This is a genomic window from Chelatococcus asaccharovorans, assembly GCF_003201475.1.
GTDB lineage: Bacteria > Pseudomonadota > Alphaproteobacteria > Rhizobiales > Beijerinckiaceae > Chelatococcus > Chelatococcus asaccharovorans.
This window is the reverse complement of sequence record NZ_QJJK01000018.1, coordinates 56,759-76,549: the sequence shown is the minus strand read 5'-3', so window position 1 is coordinate 76,549 and position 19,791 is coordinate 56,759. Positions and strand designations below refer to the sequence as shown.

Here is a 19,791-nt window from a genome sequence, read left to right as displayed (position 1 = left end):
CGTTGTCGGTGGGCGGGCGCTGCGCAAGCGCGCCCGACGATCCGGCAAGCGCTTAGTTCAGCGCTCCGATCTTGGCCTCGACAACGTCGAGCAACTCGCCCGAGCGGGCCATCTGGATCGCCGGCACGGATTGGCGCTGCATATAGGCGTCCTCCTGCTGGAATGGCAGGCGGCTTTTGATGAGATCATAGAGTGCCTGGCTGCCCGCGCCGAGCTGGAAGCCGCCCAGCGCCTCCTGGGTGAGGAAGATGGCCTTGGCGGCGAGCATGGCCTCGATGCCGAGGATCTTCGGCACATTGTCCAGCACCTGACGCGTCTTGCGGCAGGCCCACGTGGCCATGGAGACGTGATCCTCCTGGCTGCTCTTGGTGGGAATGGTATCGGCCGTCGACGGGAAGGCGAGCGTCTTGTTCTCCGAAGCAACAGCCGCCGCCGCCGTGGAGATGATGCCGTAGCCGTAGTTGAGGCCGATCGGTTTACCGGCCAAGTTTGGCGGCAATCCATAGTTCAGGGTGGTGTCGCATAGGGCGAACAGCCGGCGCTCCGAGATATTGCCGATCTCGATCAAGGCGATCGCCAGGATGTCCATGGCGAAGCCGAGTGGCTCACAATGGAAATTGCCGCCCGAGAGGAACTCGAGCGCGCCGCGGTCATTCCAGAAAACCAGCGGATTGTCGGTGGCGGCGTTCAGCTCGCGTGTCACAATGGTCTTGCAGTGTTCGAGCTGGTCACGGCAGCTGCCGTGCACCTGCGGCAGACAACGGAAGGAATACTGGTCCTGCACGCGGGCGGAGTGCTTCGGGTGAAGGATATCGTCTTCGAGATGCACCGCGCGGCAGGCTTCGGTGGTGCGTCGGCTATCCGCGATGATGCGGCGAATGTTCTCGGCCGTGGCGATCTGGCCCGGCTGCTTGCGCACCGCATGGATGCGCGGATCGAAGGCCGCCTGCTCGCCGCGGATGGCCTCCAGGCTCAGGGCGCCGGTGGCGTCGGCGAGCTTCATGAGGCGCTCGGCATCATACAGGTTGAGCGAGGCCATGCCCGCGCACAGGCTGTTGCCATTGATGAGCGCGAGGCAATCCTTGGCGCGCAGGTCGAAGGTCACGGGCGTGATGCCGGCCTTCTCCAGCGCCTTAGGGGCTGTCATGCGTTCGCCCTCGAAGATCGCCTCGGCCTCTTCGTAGCCGATGAGCACGGACACCATATGCGCCAACGGCGCGAGGTCGCCGGACGCGCCGACCGAGCCCTGGATCGGCACGACAGGATGCACACCGCGGTTGAGCATCTCGACCAGCCGGTCGACAACCTCGATCCTGAGGCCCGAGGCACCGAGGCAGAACGCATTGATGCGCACCGCCATCATGGCGCGAACGATCTCCTCGGAGGCCGGCTCGCCGATGCCGGAGCAGTGGGAGAGGACGATATTGCGCTGGAACTTGTCGTTGTCAGTCTGGCTGATGGCATAGTCCTTGAGCTTGCCGACGCCCGTATTGAAACCATAGGTTGGCGGCGCATTCTCGGTTAGCCAGTTTTCTTCGATATAGGCACGCACGCGTATGATCTCGTCGCGCGCAGCGTCCGCGATAGCAACTTTGACCCCTTGGCGGGCGATACGGACGACATCTTCGATTGTCAGGCTGTTACCGTCTAGAATGATAGTGCTCAATGGACCGATCCTTGCCACTCTTCTCCGCCGCCAAGCGATTTCCAGGTTATGCGATATCCGGGCCAAGGCCGACGCATTCGCCGTGACATGTTCGATCAGGCTGATCGCCGGGCCACCCACGACATCCGTATCGGAGCTTCGGCCGGGCGCGTACATCGGAAATCCGAAAGCGGCCAATAGGAATTTTCGATTGTTCGCGATGCGCATCCGGTCAGTGCCTGCCGATCCGGAAAGCAGCCCCACAGGTCGCCTGATGGCCCGCTCTCAACACAGCGGCGCCCGCTCAGGCCGGGATCTTGGGAGAGACAGCGAAGCGGCTATCATAGGCACATATCACCTACCAAAGGCGCGTCGTGCAGATCAGGGCTAAAATTAATATCGTATTTTATGAATGTATCGATTCGATAAAAAGTATATTTTTCTTTCAGAAAAGAAAATATTTAATTCAGTATCTTCAAATGTACGTTATAGATAAATTCTATCCCGCTATGTGCGATTCTCTTCGGAGCGGGAGAAAATATGGCGTGATCTTCGGCTTCTTGTCGCTCGGACCGGCCGAGGTGGGGGCTGTGCGCGGCCTCAATTGGCTGGGGCCAGCGACTGGGCCACGTAAAGCCGAAGCCAGTCCTCGAAGCGCGTCGGCGCGAGCCTTGGATGGTCACCTGGAATGAGGGTGTCCTCGCGTAGCACCGCGCCGAAATAGAGCGCCTGGCTATCGGTAATGATTTGGCGCGGGTCCTCGTTCGCGGCCAGTATCTGCCGGGCGAGGTCGTCGAGACGGAAGCGATCCGGCCCCACGATCTCCAGCGCGCAGTTCTGCGCGCGCCCGAGAACGACATCTCGCAGCGCCAGCGCGACATCGTCACCTGCGATGGGCTGGATGAGGGCCGGCGAAATGCGAATCGCATCCCCTTGCGCCGCCGCCCCGACGATTCCGTTGATGTATTCAAAGAAGGGCGTCGACCTCACGATCGTGTAGGGCAGGTTTGCGCGTCTCACGATCGTCTCCTGCATCATCTTGGCTCGGAAATACCCGCTATCGGGTAGCCGATCGGTCCCGACGGCAGAGAGGACGACATGATGCTGGACGCCGGCGGCCTCCTCGGCAGCGAGCAGGTTCCTTCCGGAGGCCTCGAAGAAAGCGAGCGCGACGTCCTGATCGAAGGTTGAAGAGTTGGAAACGTCCACGACGACCTGCGCGCTGGACAGCGCCTCGGCCAGTCCTTCGCCGGTGACCGTATCGACGCCGCGCGATGGCGAGGCAATTTCGATCTCGAGACTACGGCCGGCCAGCGCATCGACGAGCTTGGACCCGATCATGCCGGTCCCGCCTACCACAACGATCTTCATCCGCCATCTCCTTGATATCCTCGCGCCCTGTCCGGATGCATGTCACTCGTCGAACGGCGCACGCTCGACAAAATCGACCGATGAAGGCGCGCGGTAGCCCGCGACGAGCCGCTCGCCGAAATCACGCACGAAATTGTCGTAGCTGGTTTCAGGGCGGGTTCTGGCGATGTGGCAGAAGCACTGCGTCATCAGCCGCTTCATTCCAAGCCGCGGATAGGCCAGGAGGATCTGCTGGACCTCGTCCGGCGGGAGCGCGTCGTATTGCAGCCCGACGACATCGAGGCAGATACCCGTCGTGCAGAGCGCAACCTCAGCTTCCTTGTAGAGGCCGATCGACGGCGTCGAGTTGAGCGCGACGCTGTCCCAGATCAACTGGGCGCGACGCTCGTCGAGACCACTCTGACGGGCGAAGCCCCGCGCGAGATCGGCGCCTTCGACTTCGAACCGGCGCGGCCCGTTGAAGCGCTCATTCAGCGTGACATCGTGCAGGAGCGTTCCCACCGCGACGACTTCCTCGTCGTGATGAATAGTCCGAAGCTGCCCCAGCCGCGCCGCGAAAAGCCAGGAACGGACAACGTGGTTGTACAGGTAGGGCTCGCAGGCCCGGCGGGCATAAGCGAGAGCGCTGGCCACAAGTTCGGTGTCCGGCACGGAAACGCCCGCCAGAATTTGACGGCCTTTTTCTATCTCTGACATGTCTTTCAAGGGCCTCAAGTGACAGTTTCCAGGCGTTGTCCGCGAATGGTCGGGTCGAAGGCCGGCGCTTCCCTATGCGACGACTGACCAACCGGCGTCTGAGCCGCCCAAGCTGATTGGTGGACTGCAAAGGTGACGAGGCGGCCTCATTCGCCGCCTCATCCGCGAGCGTCACCCTCGGACGAAGGCGAGGATGTCCCTGTTGATCGTATCCGCATGGGTGGTCGCCATGCCGTGCGGGAACTTGTTGTAGATCGTCAGGGTCGCCCTTTTCAGGAGCTTGGCCGAGAGCGGAGCGCTGTCGCCGATCGGGACGATCTGATCGTCATCGCCATGCATGACGAGGGCCGGAGCCTCGATGGCCTTGAGATCCCCGGTGAAATCGGTCTCGGAGAAAGCCTTGATGCCTTCGTAGTGAGCGTTGGCGGCTCCCATCATGCTCTGGCGCCACCAGTTCTGGACGATGCTGGCATCCGGCTCGACCCCGGCGCGATTGAACCCATAGAACGGCCCCGCGGCGAGATCGGTGTAGAACTTGCTGCGATTGGCAGCGAGACTCTTCCGAAGACCATCGAAGACTTCGATCGGCAGGCCGCCGGGGTTCCGCTCGGTCTTGACCATGATCGGCGGGACTGCGCTGATGAGAACGAGCTTCGCAGTACGGCTCCTGCCATGGCGCGCGACATAGCGCGTCGCCTCGCCGCCTCCGGTGGAGTGTCCGATATGCACGGCGTTGCGCAGGTCGAGATGTTCGACGACCGCCGCGGTGTCGGCCGCGTAATGGTCCATGTCATGCCCTTCGCTGACCTGGCTCGAACGGCCATGCCCACGCCGGTCGTGAGCGACGACCCGGAAGCCCTGCGCCAGAAAGAACAGCATCTGGGCGTCCCAGTCGTCCGAGCTGAGCGGCCAGCCATGGTGAAACACCAGCGGCTGGGCCGATTTCGGGCCCCAATCCTTGTAGAAAATCTCAACGCCATCCCGCGTCGTGACATAATTCATGCGTCGGCTCCTTTTGGTATTGCGAGGGGAAACGGTGGCGGGCTGCGCGGAGGACTGGAGCGAAAGCGTGCCAATCGCCGCCATGCCGGCGCCGCCGCAAAGGAGGTCCCGCCGACTGAAGTCGGTGGAACTGAATAGTGCTTTGTTAGGCATTGGCGCCTCCAGGCGCAGATACTGGTTGCGGATCGAAATGCTCGGGGCGTGCGCTTCCGCTTAAACCCCGATATTTCGACCTCGAATCTGCGACGATATCGCTATGGCCGTCAGATCTTCGAGGCGTATTGATTTTTCATCGTCCTGGAGCGACGATCAATACGCTCGAAGACAATTCATTCTATTCAAATGTATAGCTCATATCGACTTCGGAATATTTTGATTTCGATCAGGCGCGGCCCAATTGTGGATCATCAATGGAGATTCACATGGGAAAATTGTCGAACAAGGTCGCGGTGATCACCGGCGGCAACAGCGGGATCGGCTTCGCGACAGCGCGCCTGTTCATAGCCGCAGGTGCGAAAGTCCTGATCGTCGGTCGTCGAGAGGACGCCGTAACCGAAGCCGTCGCCGCCCTCGGGCCTCAGGCGGCCGGCCTCGCCGGTGATGTTGCCGACCTCGCCACGCATGACCGTGTCGCCGCGCTGGTCTCCGAGCGCTTCAACCAGGCCGACATCTATGTGGCCAATGCGGGCAGTATCCGCATCCAGCCGAGCGACGAGGTGACGGCCGCCGACTACGACACCCAGTTCCTCACCAATGCGCGCGGCGCGTTCTTCGGCGTGCAGAAGATCGCTCCGCTCTTGCGCGATGGCGGCGCGATCCTGCTGACGAGCTCGATCGCGAGCCGCAAGGTGCTGGATGGTCACGCGGTCTACGCTGGCAGCAAGGCGGCGATCGAAGCATTCGCGCGCAACTGGGCGCTGGAACTTAAGGACAGGCGCATCCGCGTGAACGTGCTCAGCCCCGGTCCGACCGCGACGCCGATCATTGGAAAGCTCGGCGTTGCTCCGGAAGCGCAGGCGCAGGTCGAAGAGCAGGCCGCGCGGGTGATCCCGTTCGGCCGGATGGGCACGGCGGACGAACTCGCGCAGGCGGCTCTCTTTCTCTGCTCCGCCGATGGAGAATTCATCACCGGCGTCAATCTGGCTGTCGATGGCGGCCTCACGCTGACCTGATCTCGAGGCCGACATCGAGCGGGTCCCGCATGTCAAATTCATTCCACTAGAGCAAGTCCGTCTTTTGCGGACTTGCTCCGCTCAAAAAATGACGAGCAAATTCACCGGCTTAGATGGCATCAAACGATTCCATCTAAGCCGGATTTGCTCTAGGCGGCGTCCGCCATACGCATGGCGACCGGTAGAGCCTCCCACGCCCTGATCAGTTCGCCGAGTGAGGCAACTTCCATCTTCCGCATCAAATTGCCCCGGTGCAGCTTGACCGTGACCTCGCTGATGCCGAGGTCGAAGGCGATCTGCTTGTTGAGGCGCCCTCGTGCGACCTCGGACATCACTTCACGCTCCCGCGGCGTGAGAGTTCGCAAGCGCTCGATACAGCCTTTGATCTTCGCGGCTTCCATTCTTCGCGCGGCATCCAGCCCGATTGCCGCATTGACGGCGTCCAGAAGCGTCTGGTCGCGAACTGGCTTCGTCAGGAAATCCACCGCGCCTGCTTTCATGGCCTGGACGGTCATGGGGATGTCGCCATGCGCGGTGAGGAAGATGATCGGCTTGGGATTTCCGTTCATCGTCAGATGACGCTGGAGGTCGAGCCCGCTGAAGCCGGGCATACGCACGTCGAGGATGAGACATCCCGGCTGGTCGAGCATGCTGGTCTCGAGCAGTGCCTGTGTCGAGGAGAAGGAAACCGCCGCGAAGCCGGCTGACTCCATCAGTTCGGACAGTGCGTCCCGGACCGAGGCGTCGTCATCGACGATGACGACGAGAGGCTGCTGATTTTCGGCTCTACCTCGCCTGGAGGAGAGCACCGAATTGCGCGAGAGTGAGCGGTCAATGATCATGTTCACCTTCCACGTCCCTGTTGAGTTAATGCCCTTGCGATCGCCGCGAGCAAGGCTTGGCCATCGAACGGCTTGCAGAAGAAGCTCTCCACGGCTCGCGCCCTGATCTGCTCGGCAATCTCATGGCGCCCGGTGATGAGAAAGACCGGCAGCTCCGGACGTTCCCTGTTGACGAGATCGCGCAGCGCGAAGCCGTCCAACCCCGGCATGCCGACATCGGTGATGAGAAGATCCAGTCCGGCAAGGCCCGCCCGGATAAGCGCTGCCGCGGACGAGAAGCTACGAACCGCATAACTCGCAGACTCGAGCAACTCTTCAAGCGATTCGAGCAACCTCGGATCGTCATCGACGACGGCAACGACATATTTATGCTGGGTCACACCTAGATTCCTCCCATCCGGCGCGAATGCTGGATTGGGATTTCCAACCGCTCCGCAATTCGCACCAGGTCGGCGAGCGATGACGCCGCCATTTTCTGCATCACGTTTCTTCTGTGAATTTGAAGGGTGACTTCGCTGATGCCGAGCTCGGCCGCAGCTTGCTTGTTGAGGAGCCCGCTCACGACCAGCGGAAGCACGTCGCGCTCGCGCGGAGAGAGCTCGTGATAGCGTTGCTTCAGCAGCGTGAGCTCGGCGCGCTTCGCCCTTGTTTCCCGATCCTGCGCAATTGCGGAGCGGATGGCCAGGAGCAGCGCCGTATCGCTGAACGGCTTGGTCAGGAAATCGACGGCGCCATGTTTGATGGCTCGCACCGATGACGGGATGTCGCCATGTCCCGTGATGAAGACGATCGGCGGATGGTCTCCCTGCATGATCTGGCGTTGCAGCTCCAGTCCGTTGATATCGGGAAGCTCGACATCGAGGATCAGGCAGGCCGGAAGATCGGGCTTGCTCGAGCCGATATAGTCGCCGGCGGAGCTGAACGGGACGGATCGGACACCGTTCGCCGCCAGCAACTCACCCAGGGCCTCCCGGAGCGCCTCGTCGTCGTCGACGATGAACACGATAGTGTCGTCACTGGTCATGATCGGCTTTCGCTTCGACAGGCAGGGTGAAGATGAACGCCGCCCCGCCGTCCTGATTGTTCTCGGCCCACAGGCGCCCGCCATGGGTCTCGATGATGGTCCGCGATATCGCCAACCCCATGCCCATCCCATTGGGTTTCGTCGAGAAGAAGGCTTCGAAGACCTTATCGGGCGCGCCAAGACCCATGCCGGTGTCCCGGACTTCGGTCCTGACGCAATCGCCGGCACGCAATGTTCGGGCGCGAAGAACCCCGCGCCGGGCAGGCTCCATCGCTTCAAGGCCGTTACGGATCAGGTTGACCAGGACCTGCTGGATCTGGATGTGATCCAGCTCCAGGGACGGAAGATCAGCCTCGACCTCGACCTCGATGCGCATGCGGCGCCGGGCCGCTTCTTCCATCATCAGATCCCGCGCCTCAAAAAGAATGGCGTCGATCCGATAGGGGATGCGCGCCTGGGCCGTCTGCCTGAACAAGGCACGGACACGGCCGACGACATCCGCGGCGGAATTGGCATCGCGGATGATGCGCTCGATGACTTTCTGCGCTCGCTCCAGATTGGGCGGATCCGAGACGAGCCAGCGCTGGCAGGCATGCGAGTTGGCGACCACGGCCGCGAGCGGTTGGTTGACCTCATGGGCGATTGAGGCGGAGAGCTCCGCCAGGCTCGCAGCCTGCGCCGCGCGTGCCAGTCGTTCCTGCGTCAATGTCAGCGCTTCCTGCGCGCGCACCTGATCTTCGATCTCGAAGCAGATGCCGTTCCATTGAACGATCTCCCCCTCGGCATTTCGCAGCGCCGCGGTTCGCGTCTCGACCCAGCGATATTCGCCATCCGCCCGCCGGAGGCGGTGCTTCATCGCATAAGGCGCGCCGGTTGCCAGGGAACGCCCATATTTCTCTTTGACGTCGGGAAGGTCGTCGGGATGGATGATCGCGTCGAGGGTTCCGGTCAGGCGTGTCTGGCCATCCTCGTCCTTGTCAGTGAGCCCGAAGCCAAGAAACTCCCGTAGCTTCTCGCTTCGATAGATGGGCTCCCCATTCGGCGTCGCGCAATAGATGAGAGCAGGCAGCGTTTCGACCAGTTGTCGCAGCGAACGCTCGCTCTCCCGCAGCGCCTCTTCCACGCGAAGCTGGTCGTCGATGTCGTGGGATAGGCCATACCACTGAATGATGCTGCCATCGTCACCCAGGAGCGGCTCGGCACGCCCGTCCATCCAGCGATACACACCATCGTGGCGTCGCAAGCGATAGCGCATCGCGTAGGGCCGACCGGTGCTGAGACAGTCTTTGATTTCGGCCCAGACGCGACTGGCGTCGTCCGGATGGATTGCGGCCTTCAGGGCGGCCGCGTATCGCTCTGTCTCGGATTGCTCATGGTCGCTTTCGTCGATGCCCAGGAAGTCGATGAATCGCCGGTTGAAGAAGTTTGGTGCGCCGGTCGGGGTCAATCGCCAGAGAAAGCTCGGAACCAGATCGATCAGCCGCGTCAATTCCTGCTTTCGGAGATTGAGTTCGGTCTGGGTGGTGATCAGATCGTGGATATCGACGGATACACCGTACCATCGGAGGATCTTGCCGGCTTCGTCGCGCAGGGGTTCAGCGCGCGTTTGCGTCCATCGATAGGTGCCGCCAGCCCGATGCTGGAGGTACTTGATGTTGTACGGCGCGCCCGTCATGACCGATTTCGTGAAGGTTTGCTCTGCCAGCTCCCAGAAATTCGGATGAATCATCTTCTTCAAAGAAAGAGCCCCATCCGGCGCCTTGACGGTATCGAGCGTGGCGCCGGTGACCTCCATGATCCGCCTGTTGAGATAGATGGGGCGCCCCTCCGATGACATGCTCCAGATCATGGCGGGCACCGTGTCGATGAGTTGTTCGAGATGCTTTTCTCGCTCTCGCAGCGCAGCCTCAGTTTTCTTGTAGACGTCAATATCGATCGAGGTGCCGAACCAGCCGGTGATGTGCCCTTCGCCATCCCGTGTCGGCCGCGCTGAAATGCGGTGCCAGACATAGTGGCCCGTCGCGCGCAGCATGCGATATTCGATGTTCCACGGCTCGCCCGTCTTCAGGCAATGGCGCAGGGTCGCGGCGGCGCCGTCGACATCGTCCGGATGAACACCGCGCATCCAGCCGACCTCACCGCCATCGATGAATTCCCGCTCGCCGAGACGGCAATTGAGATCCTCCAGAGCCATGTCGATGGCAATCTGGGCAGCAGGGGTCACATAGGTGAACTTCCCTGCCGCATCGAAAGCCCAGGCCTTGCCATGTAAGCTCTCGATCACCTTGGCGGCCTGCACCGCCTGCGCGGTCCGGCCAAGCGATTCCGCGACAGTCCAGTGATCATCCGGTCTCGAAACCATGGCGTCGACATCGACGCTGACGCCGTAGCCCGGCTCGGCACGGAGCTCGGTGCAGCGATAGCTGCCGTCCGGCTGGCGCAACCGATAGTGCGTCACCTGCGGCACGCCCGTCCAGAACGCATAGGCCGCTGCCTGTGCGATCGCAGCCCTGTCGTCCGGGTGGATCGCCCCCTCGGCCACGTCATCGGGAACGGCGCCGAGGCCGCCGGGATGCCCCGGCGCTTGTCGATGCGCGGCCGCGTCCCGGGCACCTCGTCTGGATGGGTCGCGCACGATGAGCGCACCGATGCACGCGGCCACCGCGATTGATGCGCCAAAGGAAAGCGCGGCTTCCCGTACAGCGTCAGGGTATAGAACGGCGGTGACCGCCGCACCGGCGAAGGCGACGAACAGCCCGGCCCAGAGCGACTGAAGCAGATATCCGCGCGCATAGAAAAAGAGCGCACCGAGCGGCGCCAGCATGCCTATGGTGGCCCCGGCCAGCCAATATGCCAGGAGGCCGACAGCCAGAGCGAGGGACACCAGGATCGGTGGCGTTCGATGCAGCGCTGCAATCATGGTCGGGTGCCCTTCCGGAGACGGATTACCTGAAAGCCGTCACAGCCTTATCTCGCACCAGTCTTCGAGCATCTGGCCGGCAAACGCGGTGGAAACTAGTGGAGCGAATTTGACATTTGAGCCCCGCCTGACATGAGGCTCCAGATCAAATGTCAAATTCAAAAGCTCCACTAAAACCATTAACTTGCTAGTGGTTCTCCTGACTCCGACATTTGCTCCCAGGCTCGTATCAGGCGGATGCAAATGTCGGAGCAGAACCACTAGCACCAGAGCGCCTCGACCGCACTTATGGAAATCCATGACTTGCAGGTGGCTTGCAGGGACATCCGTCGCTCGCCCGCTGCCTCAGACGCGGCTACCACTGTCCAATCTTCTTCCACGACACGCCGCACGAGAAGGACTCGACCATGCACCGTCAGGCGCGCATTCTTATGAACGTTCATCCGGGTGCTCCGGTTAGGGTTGGTGCTTCGCAACCCCAGCCTCACATCCCGGCCCCGGATGAACAACCTTCATAGCTTCGACATCTAGGCAGGCCCGGCCAGCGAAAGACCGCTTAAGCTGCATTGGTCATGGATCAGGTCGATGATCTCGTTCTTGGCGGATGTCCCCGCTGCGAGGCTCGCGACACGGAACTGCAACTCGACCTCGATGGCCGCCGCATCGATGGATTTCAGGGCAACGGCTGGCGCGGGATCCTTCACGATGCGGGTACTCGTTTCCAGCACGATCCGCATCGCGTCCTCTACGATGCGCGGTTTTTGCCCCGCGGCGAAGCGCACGCCTAATGTCATGAGGTGCGACTCGTCAGGGCGGCTCAAGCTGGTCAGGCTTTGCTTGGCCAGCATGCTGTTCGGCAGCACGACGATATTGTTCAGCCCGGTCAGGAGGTTGGTCGAACGCCAGTTCGTTTCCGTGACGCGGCCCGCCGTGCCGTCGCTCAACTGGACCCAGTCGCCGATCGCATAGGCCTTGCCGAGGGTGAGCGCGATGCCGGAAAAGACATCACCAAGCGTGTTCTGCAATGCGAGGCCCAGGATCAAGGCAACGACGCCCGAGGTCGTGACCAGGGTGGCGATCGGCAGGCCGAAGACGAAACCCATGACCGACAGCGCCACACCGAGATAGATGCCGGCGACGGCCATATCCAGGATCAGGTGTGCTTCCCGCGGCTTGCGATTGAGCCTGACATAGATGTGGATGAGGCCGATGATCGTCCAGGCGAGATGGGTCCACCACAGAATTCTGGCGGATTTGGAAAGAGCCCCGGTCAGCGTTTCCGCATCGACGTCGTCGGCCTGATGCGGCGCGATGCCTCCCATGTAGAGCACGAGGCTCATGCCGATGAAGAACAGGATCTGGACGATCAGCCGACCCGTCGGGCGGTCGCGGCCCTGAAGGTGCCAGACGACGATGCCGGTTATTCCCAGGAGGTTGATCAGAACAAGCGGGAGGGTATGGTCATCGCCGAATAGGGAGGGAGGCACCGATCACGATCCCCAGGCAGGAGGATGGATGTGCCGGGCCGAAGCCCGGCTTGATCATCTACTTCTTGAGCGGGAACGTCAGTTCCTGCTGCGCGGTATCGACGACGAACACGGCGAGCAGTTTTGCCGGGGAGGTCTTGCTCGCGTTTTCGCTGATACCGTGACGGTCGCCCGGGAATTCCGAGAAGCTCTCGCCGGCCTTGTAGACCGTGGCAGGGCCGTCATTGACCTGGCTGCGGATCGCCCCTTCGAGCACGGTCGCATAGATGAAGGCCGAGACGGGGTGCGTGTGGCCCTCCGAGAAGCCACCCGGAGCATATTCGACGAGAACGCCCCTCATGCTCTTGCCTGGCACGTTCGGCAGCTCATGGTCGTAGACCAGCGTAACCTTTGCACCTTCGCCACCTCCGGGCGTGTCATGGGCGAATGCCGAAATCGGCAGAAGAGCCGTCAGCGCAAAGGCGCATGCCAGTGACTTGGTCATGTCTATCGTCCTTTCACGATGGAGATGGATGAGCCGCTGCGAATTCTGCTCATCCACGAGCCATTATTTCCGGGGAGCCGTCGCGAACCAGTGATCGAAGTCGATCCGGCCGATGCGGGGATTGTTGTCGGAGACGAGCGAGCCGGCCTCCAGCTTGGTGCCGAAATACCGGGCATCCGGATCGGCGACGACGATGCGGGGATCGCCGATCGCCTTGAGGTAGCGGGCGACGAAATCGCAAAGGCGCGCGCGCTCCGGGCCCGAGATTTCGATGACGCCGTTGGCCGGGGCGGCCAGCGCCGCCTCAGCGACGAAATCGGCGACATCGTCGGAGGCGATCGGCTGAAGATTGCCTGTCGACAGGCGAGCGGTGTCGCCGGATGTGCCGGCCTGGGCAATGCCGCCGAGGAATTCCATGAACTGCGTGGACCGCACGACCGTATAGGGAATGCCGGATCTCCGGATGATCTCCTCCTGGGCGACCTTGGCGCGAAGATAGCCGCTGTCAGGCAAACGGTCCGTGCCGACGATCGAGAGCGCGACGTGATGCTTGACGCCGGCCACCTTCTCCGCCGCGGTCAGGTTCTTGCCGGACGTTTGGAAGAAATCGAGCACGGCCTTGTCCTCGAAGGAAGGCGAGTTCGCGAGGTCGATCACCACCGCGGCATTCTCGAGGACCGCGGCCAGGCCTTCGCCGGTGATCGTATTGACGCCGGTATTCGGGGCGGCGGCAATGACCTCATGCCCCTGCTTGCGCAGGCGCTCCGCGGTCTTCGACCCGATCAGTCCGGTGCCGCCGATAATGACGATTTTCATGAGATGTCTCCTGCGCAGCCGCCCATGCGGCGCGTCGTTCGATCGATGTGACGGGCGACCTCGTCGAGGTCAGGTTGTCGGCCGAACCGGCATGGCTTTGAAACCTGCGCAGCCAGGTTCGGCCGTGGGCCAGACGAGTCTTCAATAATCCCAGAAGGCGGGAACCCAGCGGAAGGCAGCGCCCTCGACCGCGACCCGACCGACCGACGGGAAGGGGAGGTGGGTGGCCACGAGCTGTTCGCCGGTCCCCGCCAGCTCCGTCAGAAGACGATGGCGAACGCGGGCCGCTTCCTCAGGGTCGTGCTCAAAGCCGTTATACCAGTCGGGGTGTTCGAACCCGACAGCGAATACGGCGTCGCCGGCGAATGTCAGGCGGTCGCCGCCGGAGGACAGACGGACCACGCTGTGTCCGGGCGTGTGGCCGCCCGTCCGGCGGACGATGACACCCGGCGCGACCTCGTGCTCCTCGTCGAACAGCCGCAGGTGACTGCGATACTCTTGCGCAAATCGTTTGGCGGCCGACCGAAGCGCATCCGGGAAGCCCGCCGGCATGTTGACGCGCGTGAAGTCGGGCGCCTCCCAAAACTTCACCTCGGCGGCCGCCACATGGATCCGCAGGTCCGGGCGCAATCGGTCCTTCACCCCCTCGACGAGGAGACCGCCGACATGGTCCATATGCATGTGGGTCAGCACCACGTCGGTGACGGAGCCGAGATCGATGCCGGCCGCCTCCAGGCGCTTGACCACTTGTCCGGCCCGCGGCAGGTTCAGTTCCGGATCAAGACCCAGCCCGGCGTCGATCAGGATCACCTGCTCGCCGCTGCGCACCAGGACGACGTTCAGCGCCCAGTCGAAAGCGTCGGACGGCAGGAACATCTCGTTCAGCCAACTGGCCCGCTCGGTCTCGGCGACGTTATGCCCCAGCATCTTGGTCGGGAGCGGCAGCACCCCGTCGCTGACCACCAGAACATCAATCTCGCCGACCCGTACCGCGTAGCGCGACGGGACCAGCTCTTCGGGCCCCGGTCGTCCGGAGCGTGAAGTAACGTCAAGGCTCATGGCACTTTCCTCATTGATACCGTTCAAATCACGGCTCGGAGGACGCTAGATTGAGAGCGGCTGGTGGCGACCGGATCAAAGTATAAATAAATCTATACTATATGACAGGTAAGATATTTTGCGCAAAAATATCGAGAATCCGTTATTTAACGGTACGAACTGAAGCAAATACCATGAAATCCGAACTGTCGGATATATGCGATCGCCGCGAGCGGTATTGCCCCGGAGGGTGGCGGAATGACAGGGCCGATACGGCCGTCAATCGCCGAACTCCTACACCAGATGTCTATTTGACGAGTCCTCCGATGAGCGACGGTCGCGGCGGCGGCGCGGTCTCGCGGCGGCATTGCCTCACCCGTCAAGAGCTTTCATCAATCACCTCTCGCCAAAAGGGGAGCTGACCACCATGCTTTCAGAAGGAGTTCGAAGCAGGCTGTCAGCGCGGAAAACGAGAAGAAGTATTCGATGTTAAGGGCGGGCCCACTACTAGCCAGATCGGCGCCTGCCCACAATAAAGGCTAGGATGACCTGTACCTTGGCATAGCCACGGCATCAAAAAAGGCGAACGCCGCGGCCGCCGCGGATTGCGAGGCGTTCTAGGACCAATCGACATTCAAGATTTGCTGTAAAAAACTCGCGGACAACCTCCGTGACAACGACATCTAGCAGGCTGTTGAAAAACTCAGCCTTTGCCTGAGCGATGTCATTTGGCGACGGTGTCATTCCCGGCCGAGGGTCGCAAGGCCCGAGGGGAAGGGAATCCAGGACAATGACGCCCTTGATGATTTTGGATCCCCTTCCCGCTATTGGCTTCGCCAATCGCGCCGGGGATGACACGTGAGCGGTTCGAGAAACAGTTTTTCAACAGCCTGCTAGTGGAGCGAATTTGACATTTGAGTCCCACCTGACATCAAGCTCCAGATCAAATGTCAAATTCAAAAGCTCCACTAGAACCAATAACTTGCTAGTGGTTTTCTTGACTCTGACATTTGCTCCGAGGGTGGTATCGCACGGATGCAAATGTCAGAGTCGAACCACTAGCTTGCTTTGGACCGCTTTTCGAAATTGGCAAGAACGGTTTCCGCCGTTTCACGAATATGGCGTTCCAGAAGCCGCGTCGCCTTGTCCGTATCGCGCGCGAGCGTCGCCTCCACAATGGCGCGATGTTCGATGGCCTTCCGACTGCCGTTCTTGTTTCGGCTCATCTTTGAGAGGAAACGATAGCGTTCTGACTGATAGTACATCAGGGAACGAAGTCGCAGCAGCCAGCGTGCTTCGCAGGCCGCGACCAGCGCCTCGTGAAATTCCCGATGCCGCTCCACCCACTCGCTGTGGCGCAGCATCCGCTCTTCCCAGGGAAGCTCGTGAATGATGTTGAGCCGGTGGTAGCTCGCAACGATTCCAGCTTCCCATTCATCATCGCCATGCCGGATGGCATCGGCCAGCGCGCGCTTTTCGAAATCGACGTAATGTTCGGTAATCTCGATAAGGTCGGCTTCAGATACCGGGGCGACGCGAAAACCGCGACCGCTATCCAATGTCACAAAACCTTCGGACACGAGATGCGAAAGCGCCTCGCGGAGCGTGCCGATTCCGAGCCCGTAACGCTTGGTCAGGTCCGCGAACTTAAGCTTCGCCTCCGGTGCGAACAGGTTGTTGACAATGTCAAGCCGCAATTGCGTAAGCAATTCCTGCCCAGCCGATGAGCCCGAACCTTCATCGGGCCGGGCAGAGACCCGCCGCTGTTTTCTCACTTCCAAGTTCAGAGTCATCTCCATAGCGACGAGCTAACTGGATCCGTGATTTGGAGTATAGGGCGGGCAGTCCGCTTCTTCAATAGTGCATGTTTTTTCGAAAGTCAGCGCCTGGAATGAGGTCGTGATTCTCGACCGGAGTCATGACCGCCCCGTCGGCCGATCGGTTCTAGCGTCCGCTATGCAGAACGGGCAGCCTTCGCGGCGGGTCGAGCAGGCTTGATCATACAAGTTCGAAAACGAGGTTCCTCCGGAAGGCGCTCCGGAGGCTGCCTCTTCCTTGTCCGCAGGGGTCACTTGACAGCTATGCCCGCCTTTTTGGTGAGCTCGTCCATCACCTTGAGATCACGTTTCACCCGTTCACCGAGTGCGGCGCCGTCGCCGAGAGTGAGCGCTGCCGAATTGGTCTGCATGATCCGTGCGACTTCCGGTGACTGGATTGCTTTGACGAAGATGGTGTGAAGTTTAGCCACGACATCTTGCGGGGTCCCGGCTGGAGCAAAGACGGCGAACCAGAACTCCAGATCGACACCGGGATAGCCAAGCTCCTTGAGGGCGGGCACATCCGGCAGGAATTCGGCGCGCTTCGATCCGGAGCTGGCGAGGACGCGCAGCGTGCCTTGCTTGATGAAGGGCAGGGCGGGGGCGAGGCTGCTGAACATGAAATCGGTGCGCCCTGCCGATGTATCGAGCAAGGCCGGCGCGCCGCCCTGATAGGGGATGCTGGTCATTCGTTTGCCGGAGACAAGCCGTAATTGCTCGCCCAGCAACTGTCCGCCCGAGCCAAGCCCTTGGGTCGCGAAAGTCAGTCCGTTGGGCTTGCTGTCCGCCAGTTTTATCAATTCATCAACGCTGGTGACCCCGCTATTGCCCGACACGACGAGAACATGCGGAAAGGCCATGATCTCGCTGACCGGCACGAAGTCCTGCTCGGGATCATAGGCGATCTTCATGATGTACTTGTTGATGGCGTGCGTGCTGGAATTGCCAAACAGCAATGTATAGCCGTCGGGAGGCGCGTTTTTTACAGCCTTGGCGGCAATCGCGCCGCCAGCGCCACCGCGATTGTCGATGATGAAGGACTGCCCGGTCAGTTCGGAGGCCTTCTGTCCAATCGCACGCATGATCAGATCAGTGCCGCCACCGGGGGGAAATGGAATAACTATAGTTATCGCACGCGACGGAAAGTCCGTCGCATGGCCTGGGCCAATAGCGGCAAGGGCGAACGCCAAGGCCCCCCCGAGACAGCGGCTCAACCGCGCGAGTCCGTGCATGGTTTCCTCCTCTTTATTTCGGTGGGCCCTCGTTTGCTCGAAGGGCTCGTTGCGATCGATGGCAGCGCCATCGATCGCGTTCTACTGCAGAAGCGCCGCTGTCTCAGGCGCTTAGGCACATGGTCTTGGATGGCACGGCGCCTGGCTCGACCGCGGACGCGCGATGGCCACTGATCCGGTCGATCAACCCGTCCGCGTCGTCTGGTTCTGCGTCCCCGCGCCAGGCAACATGCCCATCGGGGCGCACGAGGGTCAGGCGGGCTTGGTAGAGCTCGGCAATCTCTGGATTGTCGATGTCCACGACCCGCAGAGGTACATTGCGCGCGCGTGCCGCAGCGCAGAGACCGCTGGCGTCCACGGGGGCGGTGCCCAGTCTCAGCAGGACGAAGCCGTTTCCGAAGAGATCCAATGTCGAAAGACCGCTTGGACCGCTACCGGCGAGCCAGGCGTGAGGGGCCCGGTGGCCGGGCCGGGCCGTGGGCCTATACCAGCGCCAGTGATCCTCCGGCGGCTCGCCAGCCTCAACTGCGACAATGGGAGAGTTCTCGTAGCGATAACCGAGATGAATGCCGAGCGTCTCCCATTCGGTCTCCGTTGCCGCGGTGATTTCGGCGCCAACCCGCGCGCGCACCGCCGCGCCCTCGGGCGTGTCGTCGAAAAGCCCTTCGCAATTCGTTACCGATTTCAACTGCATGTAATTGTGGGTCGAGGCCGACGAGTTGCGGTTTGCAACCGGGTGACGTTCCACTTCGTAGGATGCAAGAAGCGCGTTGCCGCCCCAGCCCGCAAGGACCGCCGCCAGTTTCCAGCCGAGATTGTTGACATCGCCCATGCCGGTGTTCATGCCAAGGCCACCGGTCGGCGACATGGTGTGGGCGGCGTCCCCGGCCAGAAAAACCCTGCCGTGGCCGAAGCTGTTGGCCGTGAGTTGGCTGCGCCGCCAAGGAAGCGCGGAAATGATCTCAAAGGGGATCTGGTCGGTGCCGAGCGCCTTGCGGACCCAGGTTTCGGCCTCGTCGCGCAGCTTTGCCCACGATGATCACGTCGGTATCGAAATCTGACGACACGCGCGTTTCCCCCCTGTGCAGAGATATTTTTGAGGCGTGCCGCGCTCGCCGCTGTCGGCGCCGCGCGACCCATTTTCTTCAATGTGAATCGCATCCTTGATCTTTTGTCAATATTTTCGAAAAAACAATCTAACTTGAAAATATGAGAAAGTTCGATATTCATGGTTGTGCGCGGGTCCCGCATGCGGGAGGCGCCGGTCCGTTGCGATGGCGCAGACCTGCCTGAATGAGATGCTGCGGATTGCGGAGCCAATGCGACGGAGCGCAGGTCTGGCGCCCCGTTTCAGGAAGCGTGGTAACTTAGACAATGAAATATGTAAGCTTCGAGCATGGTGGAGCGTCTTCGTGGGGTATGGCCACAGGGGCGGGAATCATTGATCCGGGGAGGCGCCTGAGGACGATCTTTCCGGATTTGCGCAGCTATATCGCAGCCGGCTTTCCCTGCGCGGATGAATATGCAGGCGCTTCGCCGGCCTTTGCCTGGGACGAAATAGTCCTTTCACCGGTGGTTCCCAATCCGGCCATGATCATCATGGCTGCCATCAACTACTTCGAGGGAGAAACAAAGCCGACAGGTGCACCGGAGTATCCGGTATTGTTTCTACGTCTGCCCGCCTCGCAGATCGGCCATGGGACCCCGCTGATCCGGCCGCGCGAATCGCGCAAACTCGATTTCGAGGGCGAGTTGGCCGTCATCGTGGGTAAGCCCGGGCGCCATATACCGCGTGCACAAGCGATGTCTCATGTTGCCGGCTATGCCTGTTACAACGATGGATCCGTCCGGGACTGGCAGAAGCATAGCCACCAGTTTACCCCCGGCAAGAACTTCGTGGGAACGGGCGCCTTTGGTCCATGGATGGTGACGGCGGATGAACTGCCCGATCCAAAGGGTCTGTCGCTGGTTACCCGGGTCAACGGCATCGAGATGCAGCGAACGGACACGTCGCGCATGATCTTCGATGTCAGCTATCTCATATCCTATATATCGACTTTCACACCGCTCCAGCCTGGCGATGTGATCGTGACTGGGACCTGTGGCGGCTTCGGCTCGACACGGAAGCCGCCACAGTTCCTGTCCGCTGGCGATGTGGTCGAGGTGGAGATCGAGGGCGTGGGGCTCTTGTCGAATCCTGTGATCGACGAAATCATCTAATTTCGAATTTTATATAAGTTTCGAA

18 protein-coding genes are annotated in these 19,791 nt (G+C 61.2%); 2 read left to right on the top strand and 16 right to left on the bottom strand.

Annotated elements, in window-relative coordinates; all coding sequences use genetic code 11:
- Window positions 1–52: 52 nt before the first annotated feature.
- The 4 genes from C7450_RS30230 to C7450_RS30215 form a co-directional block, all read right to left on the bottom strand.
- Window positions 53–1,666, bottom strand: coding sequence for an HAL/PAL/TAL family ammonia-lyase (locus tag C7450_RS30230; protein WP_110378247.1), 1,614 nt, complete (start codon window positions 1,664–1,666; stop codon window positions 53–55).
- A 579-nt stretch (window positions 1,667–2,245) separates the two neighbouring features.
- Window positions 2,246–3,016, bottom strand: a complete 771-nt coding sequence (locus C7450_RS30225; protein WP_110378219.1) for an SDR family oxidoreductase — start codon at window positions 3,014–3,016, stop codon at window positions 2,246–2,248.
- Between the two features lie 42 nt (window positions 3,017–3,058).
- Window positions 3,059–3,712: an HD domain-containing protein gene (locus C7450_RS30220; RefSeq protein ID WP_110378218.1), complete on the bottom strand. Its 654-nt coding sequence runs from the start codon at window positions 3,710–3,712 to the stop codon at window positions 3,059–3,061.
- 171 nt (window positions 3,713–3,883) lie between these two features.
- Complete coding sequence (locus C7450_RS30215; RefSeq protein WP_110378217.1) at window positions 3,884–4,714, bottom strand: alpha/beta fold hydrolase; 831 nt, start codon at window positions 4,712–4,714, stop codon at window positions 3,884–3,886.
- A 422-nt stretch (window positions 4,715–5,136) separates the two neighbouring features.
- On the opposite strand from C7450_RS30215, the gene C7450_RS30210 reads away from it, so the two are divergent.
- The gene (locus C7450_RS30210; RefSeq protein WP_110378216.1) at window positions 5,137–5,886 is read left to right on the top strand and encodes an SDR family NAD(P)-dependent oxidoreductase; all 750 of its coding nucleotides are present in this window, start codon (window positions 5,137–5,139) and stop codon (window positions 5,884–5,886) included.
- Between the two features lie 149 nt (window positions 5,887–6,035).
- Here C7450_RS30210 and C7450_RS30205 read toward each other — a convergent pair whose 3' ends face one another.
- The 12 genes from C7450_RS30205 to C7450_RS30150 all read right to left on the bottom strand — a co-directional run bounded on the left by C7450_RS30205 (window position 6,036) and on the right by C7450_RS30150 (window position 18,507).
- On the bottom strand, window positions 6,036–6,728 hold the full coding sequence (locus C7450_RS30205; RefSeq protein ID WP_110378215.1) for a response regulator transcription factor: 693 nt from the start codon (window positions 6,726–6,728) through the stop codon (window positions 6,036–6,038).
- Window positions 6,729–6,730: 2 nt separating this feature from the next.
- The gene (locus C7450_RS30200; protein WP_110378214.1) at window positions 6,731–7,108 is read right to left on the bottom strand and encodes a response regulator; all 378 of its coding nucleotides are present in this window, start codon (window positions 7,106–7,108) and stop codon (window positions 6,731–6,733) included.
- Window positions 7,109–7,110: 2 nt separating this feature from the next.
- Window positions 7,111–7,752: a response regulator transcription factor gene (locus tag C7450_RS30195; RefSeq protein WP_110378213.1), complete on the bottom strand. Its 642-nt coding sequence runs from the start codon at window positions 7,750–7,752 to the stop codon at window positions 7,111–7,113.
- On the bottom strand, window positions 7,742–10,672 hold the full coding sequence (locus tag C7450_RS30190) for a PAS domain-containing protein (protein WP_110378212.1): 2,931 nt from the start codon (window positions 10,670–10,672) through the stop codon (window positions 7,742–7,744). The genes C7450_RS30195 and C7450_RS30190 overlap by 11 nt, the downstream gene beginning before the upstream one ends.
- A 260-nt stretch (window positions 10,673–10,932) precedes the next feature.
- The gene (locus C7450_RS35240; RefSeq protein WP_146227592.1) at window positions 10,933–11,115 is read right to left on the bottom strand and encodes a leucine zipper domain-containing protein; all 183 of its coding nucleotides are present in this window, start codon (window positions 11,113–11,115) and stop codon (window positions 10,933–10,935) included.
- Window positions 11,116–11,199: 84 nt separating this feature from the next.
- Window positions 11,200–12,159 (bottom strand): mechanosensitive ion channel family protein, encoded by a 960-nt coding sequence (locus C7450_RS30180; RefSeq protein ID WP_110378211.1) that lies wholly within the window; start codon window positions 12,157–12,159, stop codon window positions 11,200–11,202.
- A gap of 58 nt (window positions 12,160–12,217) precedes the next feature.
- A complete protein-coding gene (locus C7450_RS30175) occupies window positions 12,218–12,643 on the bottom strand; it encodes a cupin domain-containing protein (RefSeq protein ID WP_110378246.1) in 426 nt (141 codons plus the stop codon).
- A gap of 63 nt (window positions 12,644–12,706) precedes the next feature.
- Window positions 12,707–13,459, bottom strand: a complete 753-nt coding sequence (locus C7450_RS30170) for an SDR family oxidoreductase (protein ID WP_110378210.1) — start codon at window positions 13,457–13,459, stop codon at window positions 12,707–12,709.
- Window positions 13,460–13,600: 141 nt separating this feature from the next.
- The gene (locus C7450_RS30165; protein WP_170147529.1) at window positions 13,601–14,536 is read right to left on the bottom strand and encodes an MBL fold metallo-hydrolase; all 936 of its coding nucleotides are present in this window, start codon (window positions 14,534–14,536) and stop codon (window positions 13,601–13,603) included.
- Window positions 14,537–15,555: 1,019 nt separating this feature from the next.
- Entirely contained in the window at window positions 15,556–16,272 is a 717-nt protein-coding gene (locus tag C7450_RS30160; protein WP_245450243.1) for an FCD domain-containing protein, read from the bottom strand.
- A 293-nt stretch (window positions 16,273–16,565) separates the two neighbouring features.
- A complete protein-coding gene (locus C7450_RS30155) occupies window positions 16,566–17,546 on the bottom strand; it encodes a Bug family tripartite tricarboxylate transporter substrate binding protein (RefSeq protein WP_110378207.1) in 981 nt (326 codons plus the stop codon).
- 103 nt (window positions 17,547–17,649) lie between these two features.
- Entirely contained in the window at window positions 17,650–18,507 is an 858-nt protein-coding gene (locus C7450_RS30150) for an FAD-dependent monooxygenase (RefSeq protein ID WP_342588566.1), read from the bottom strand.
- Window positions 18,508–19,145: 638 nt separating this feature from the next.
- On the opposite strand from C7450_RS30150, the gene C7450_RS30145 reads away from it, so the two are divergent.
- Window positions 19,146–19,766 carry a fumarylacetoacetate hydrolase family protein gene (locus C7450_RS30145; RefSeq protein ID WP_342588565.1) on the top strand — a complete coding sequence of 207 codons (621 nt, stop codon included), beginning with the start codon at window positions 19,146–19,148 and terminating at the stop codon, window positions 19,764–19,766.
- Window positions 19,767–19,791: the final 25 nt, after the last annotated feature.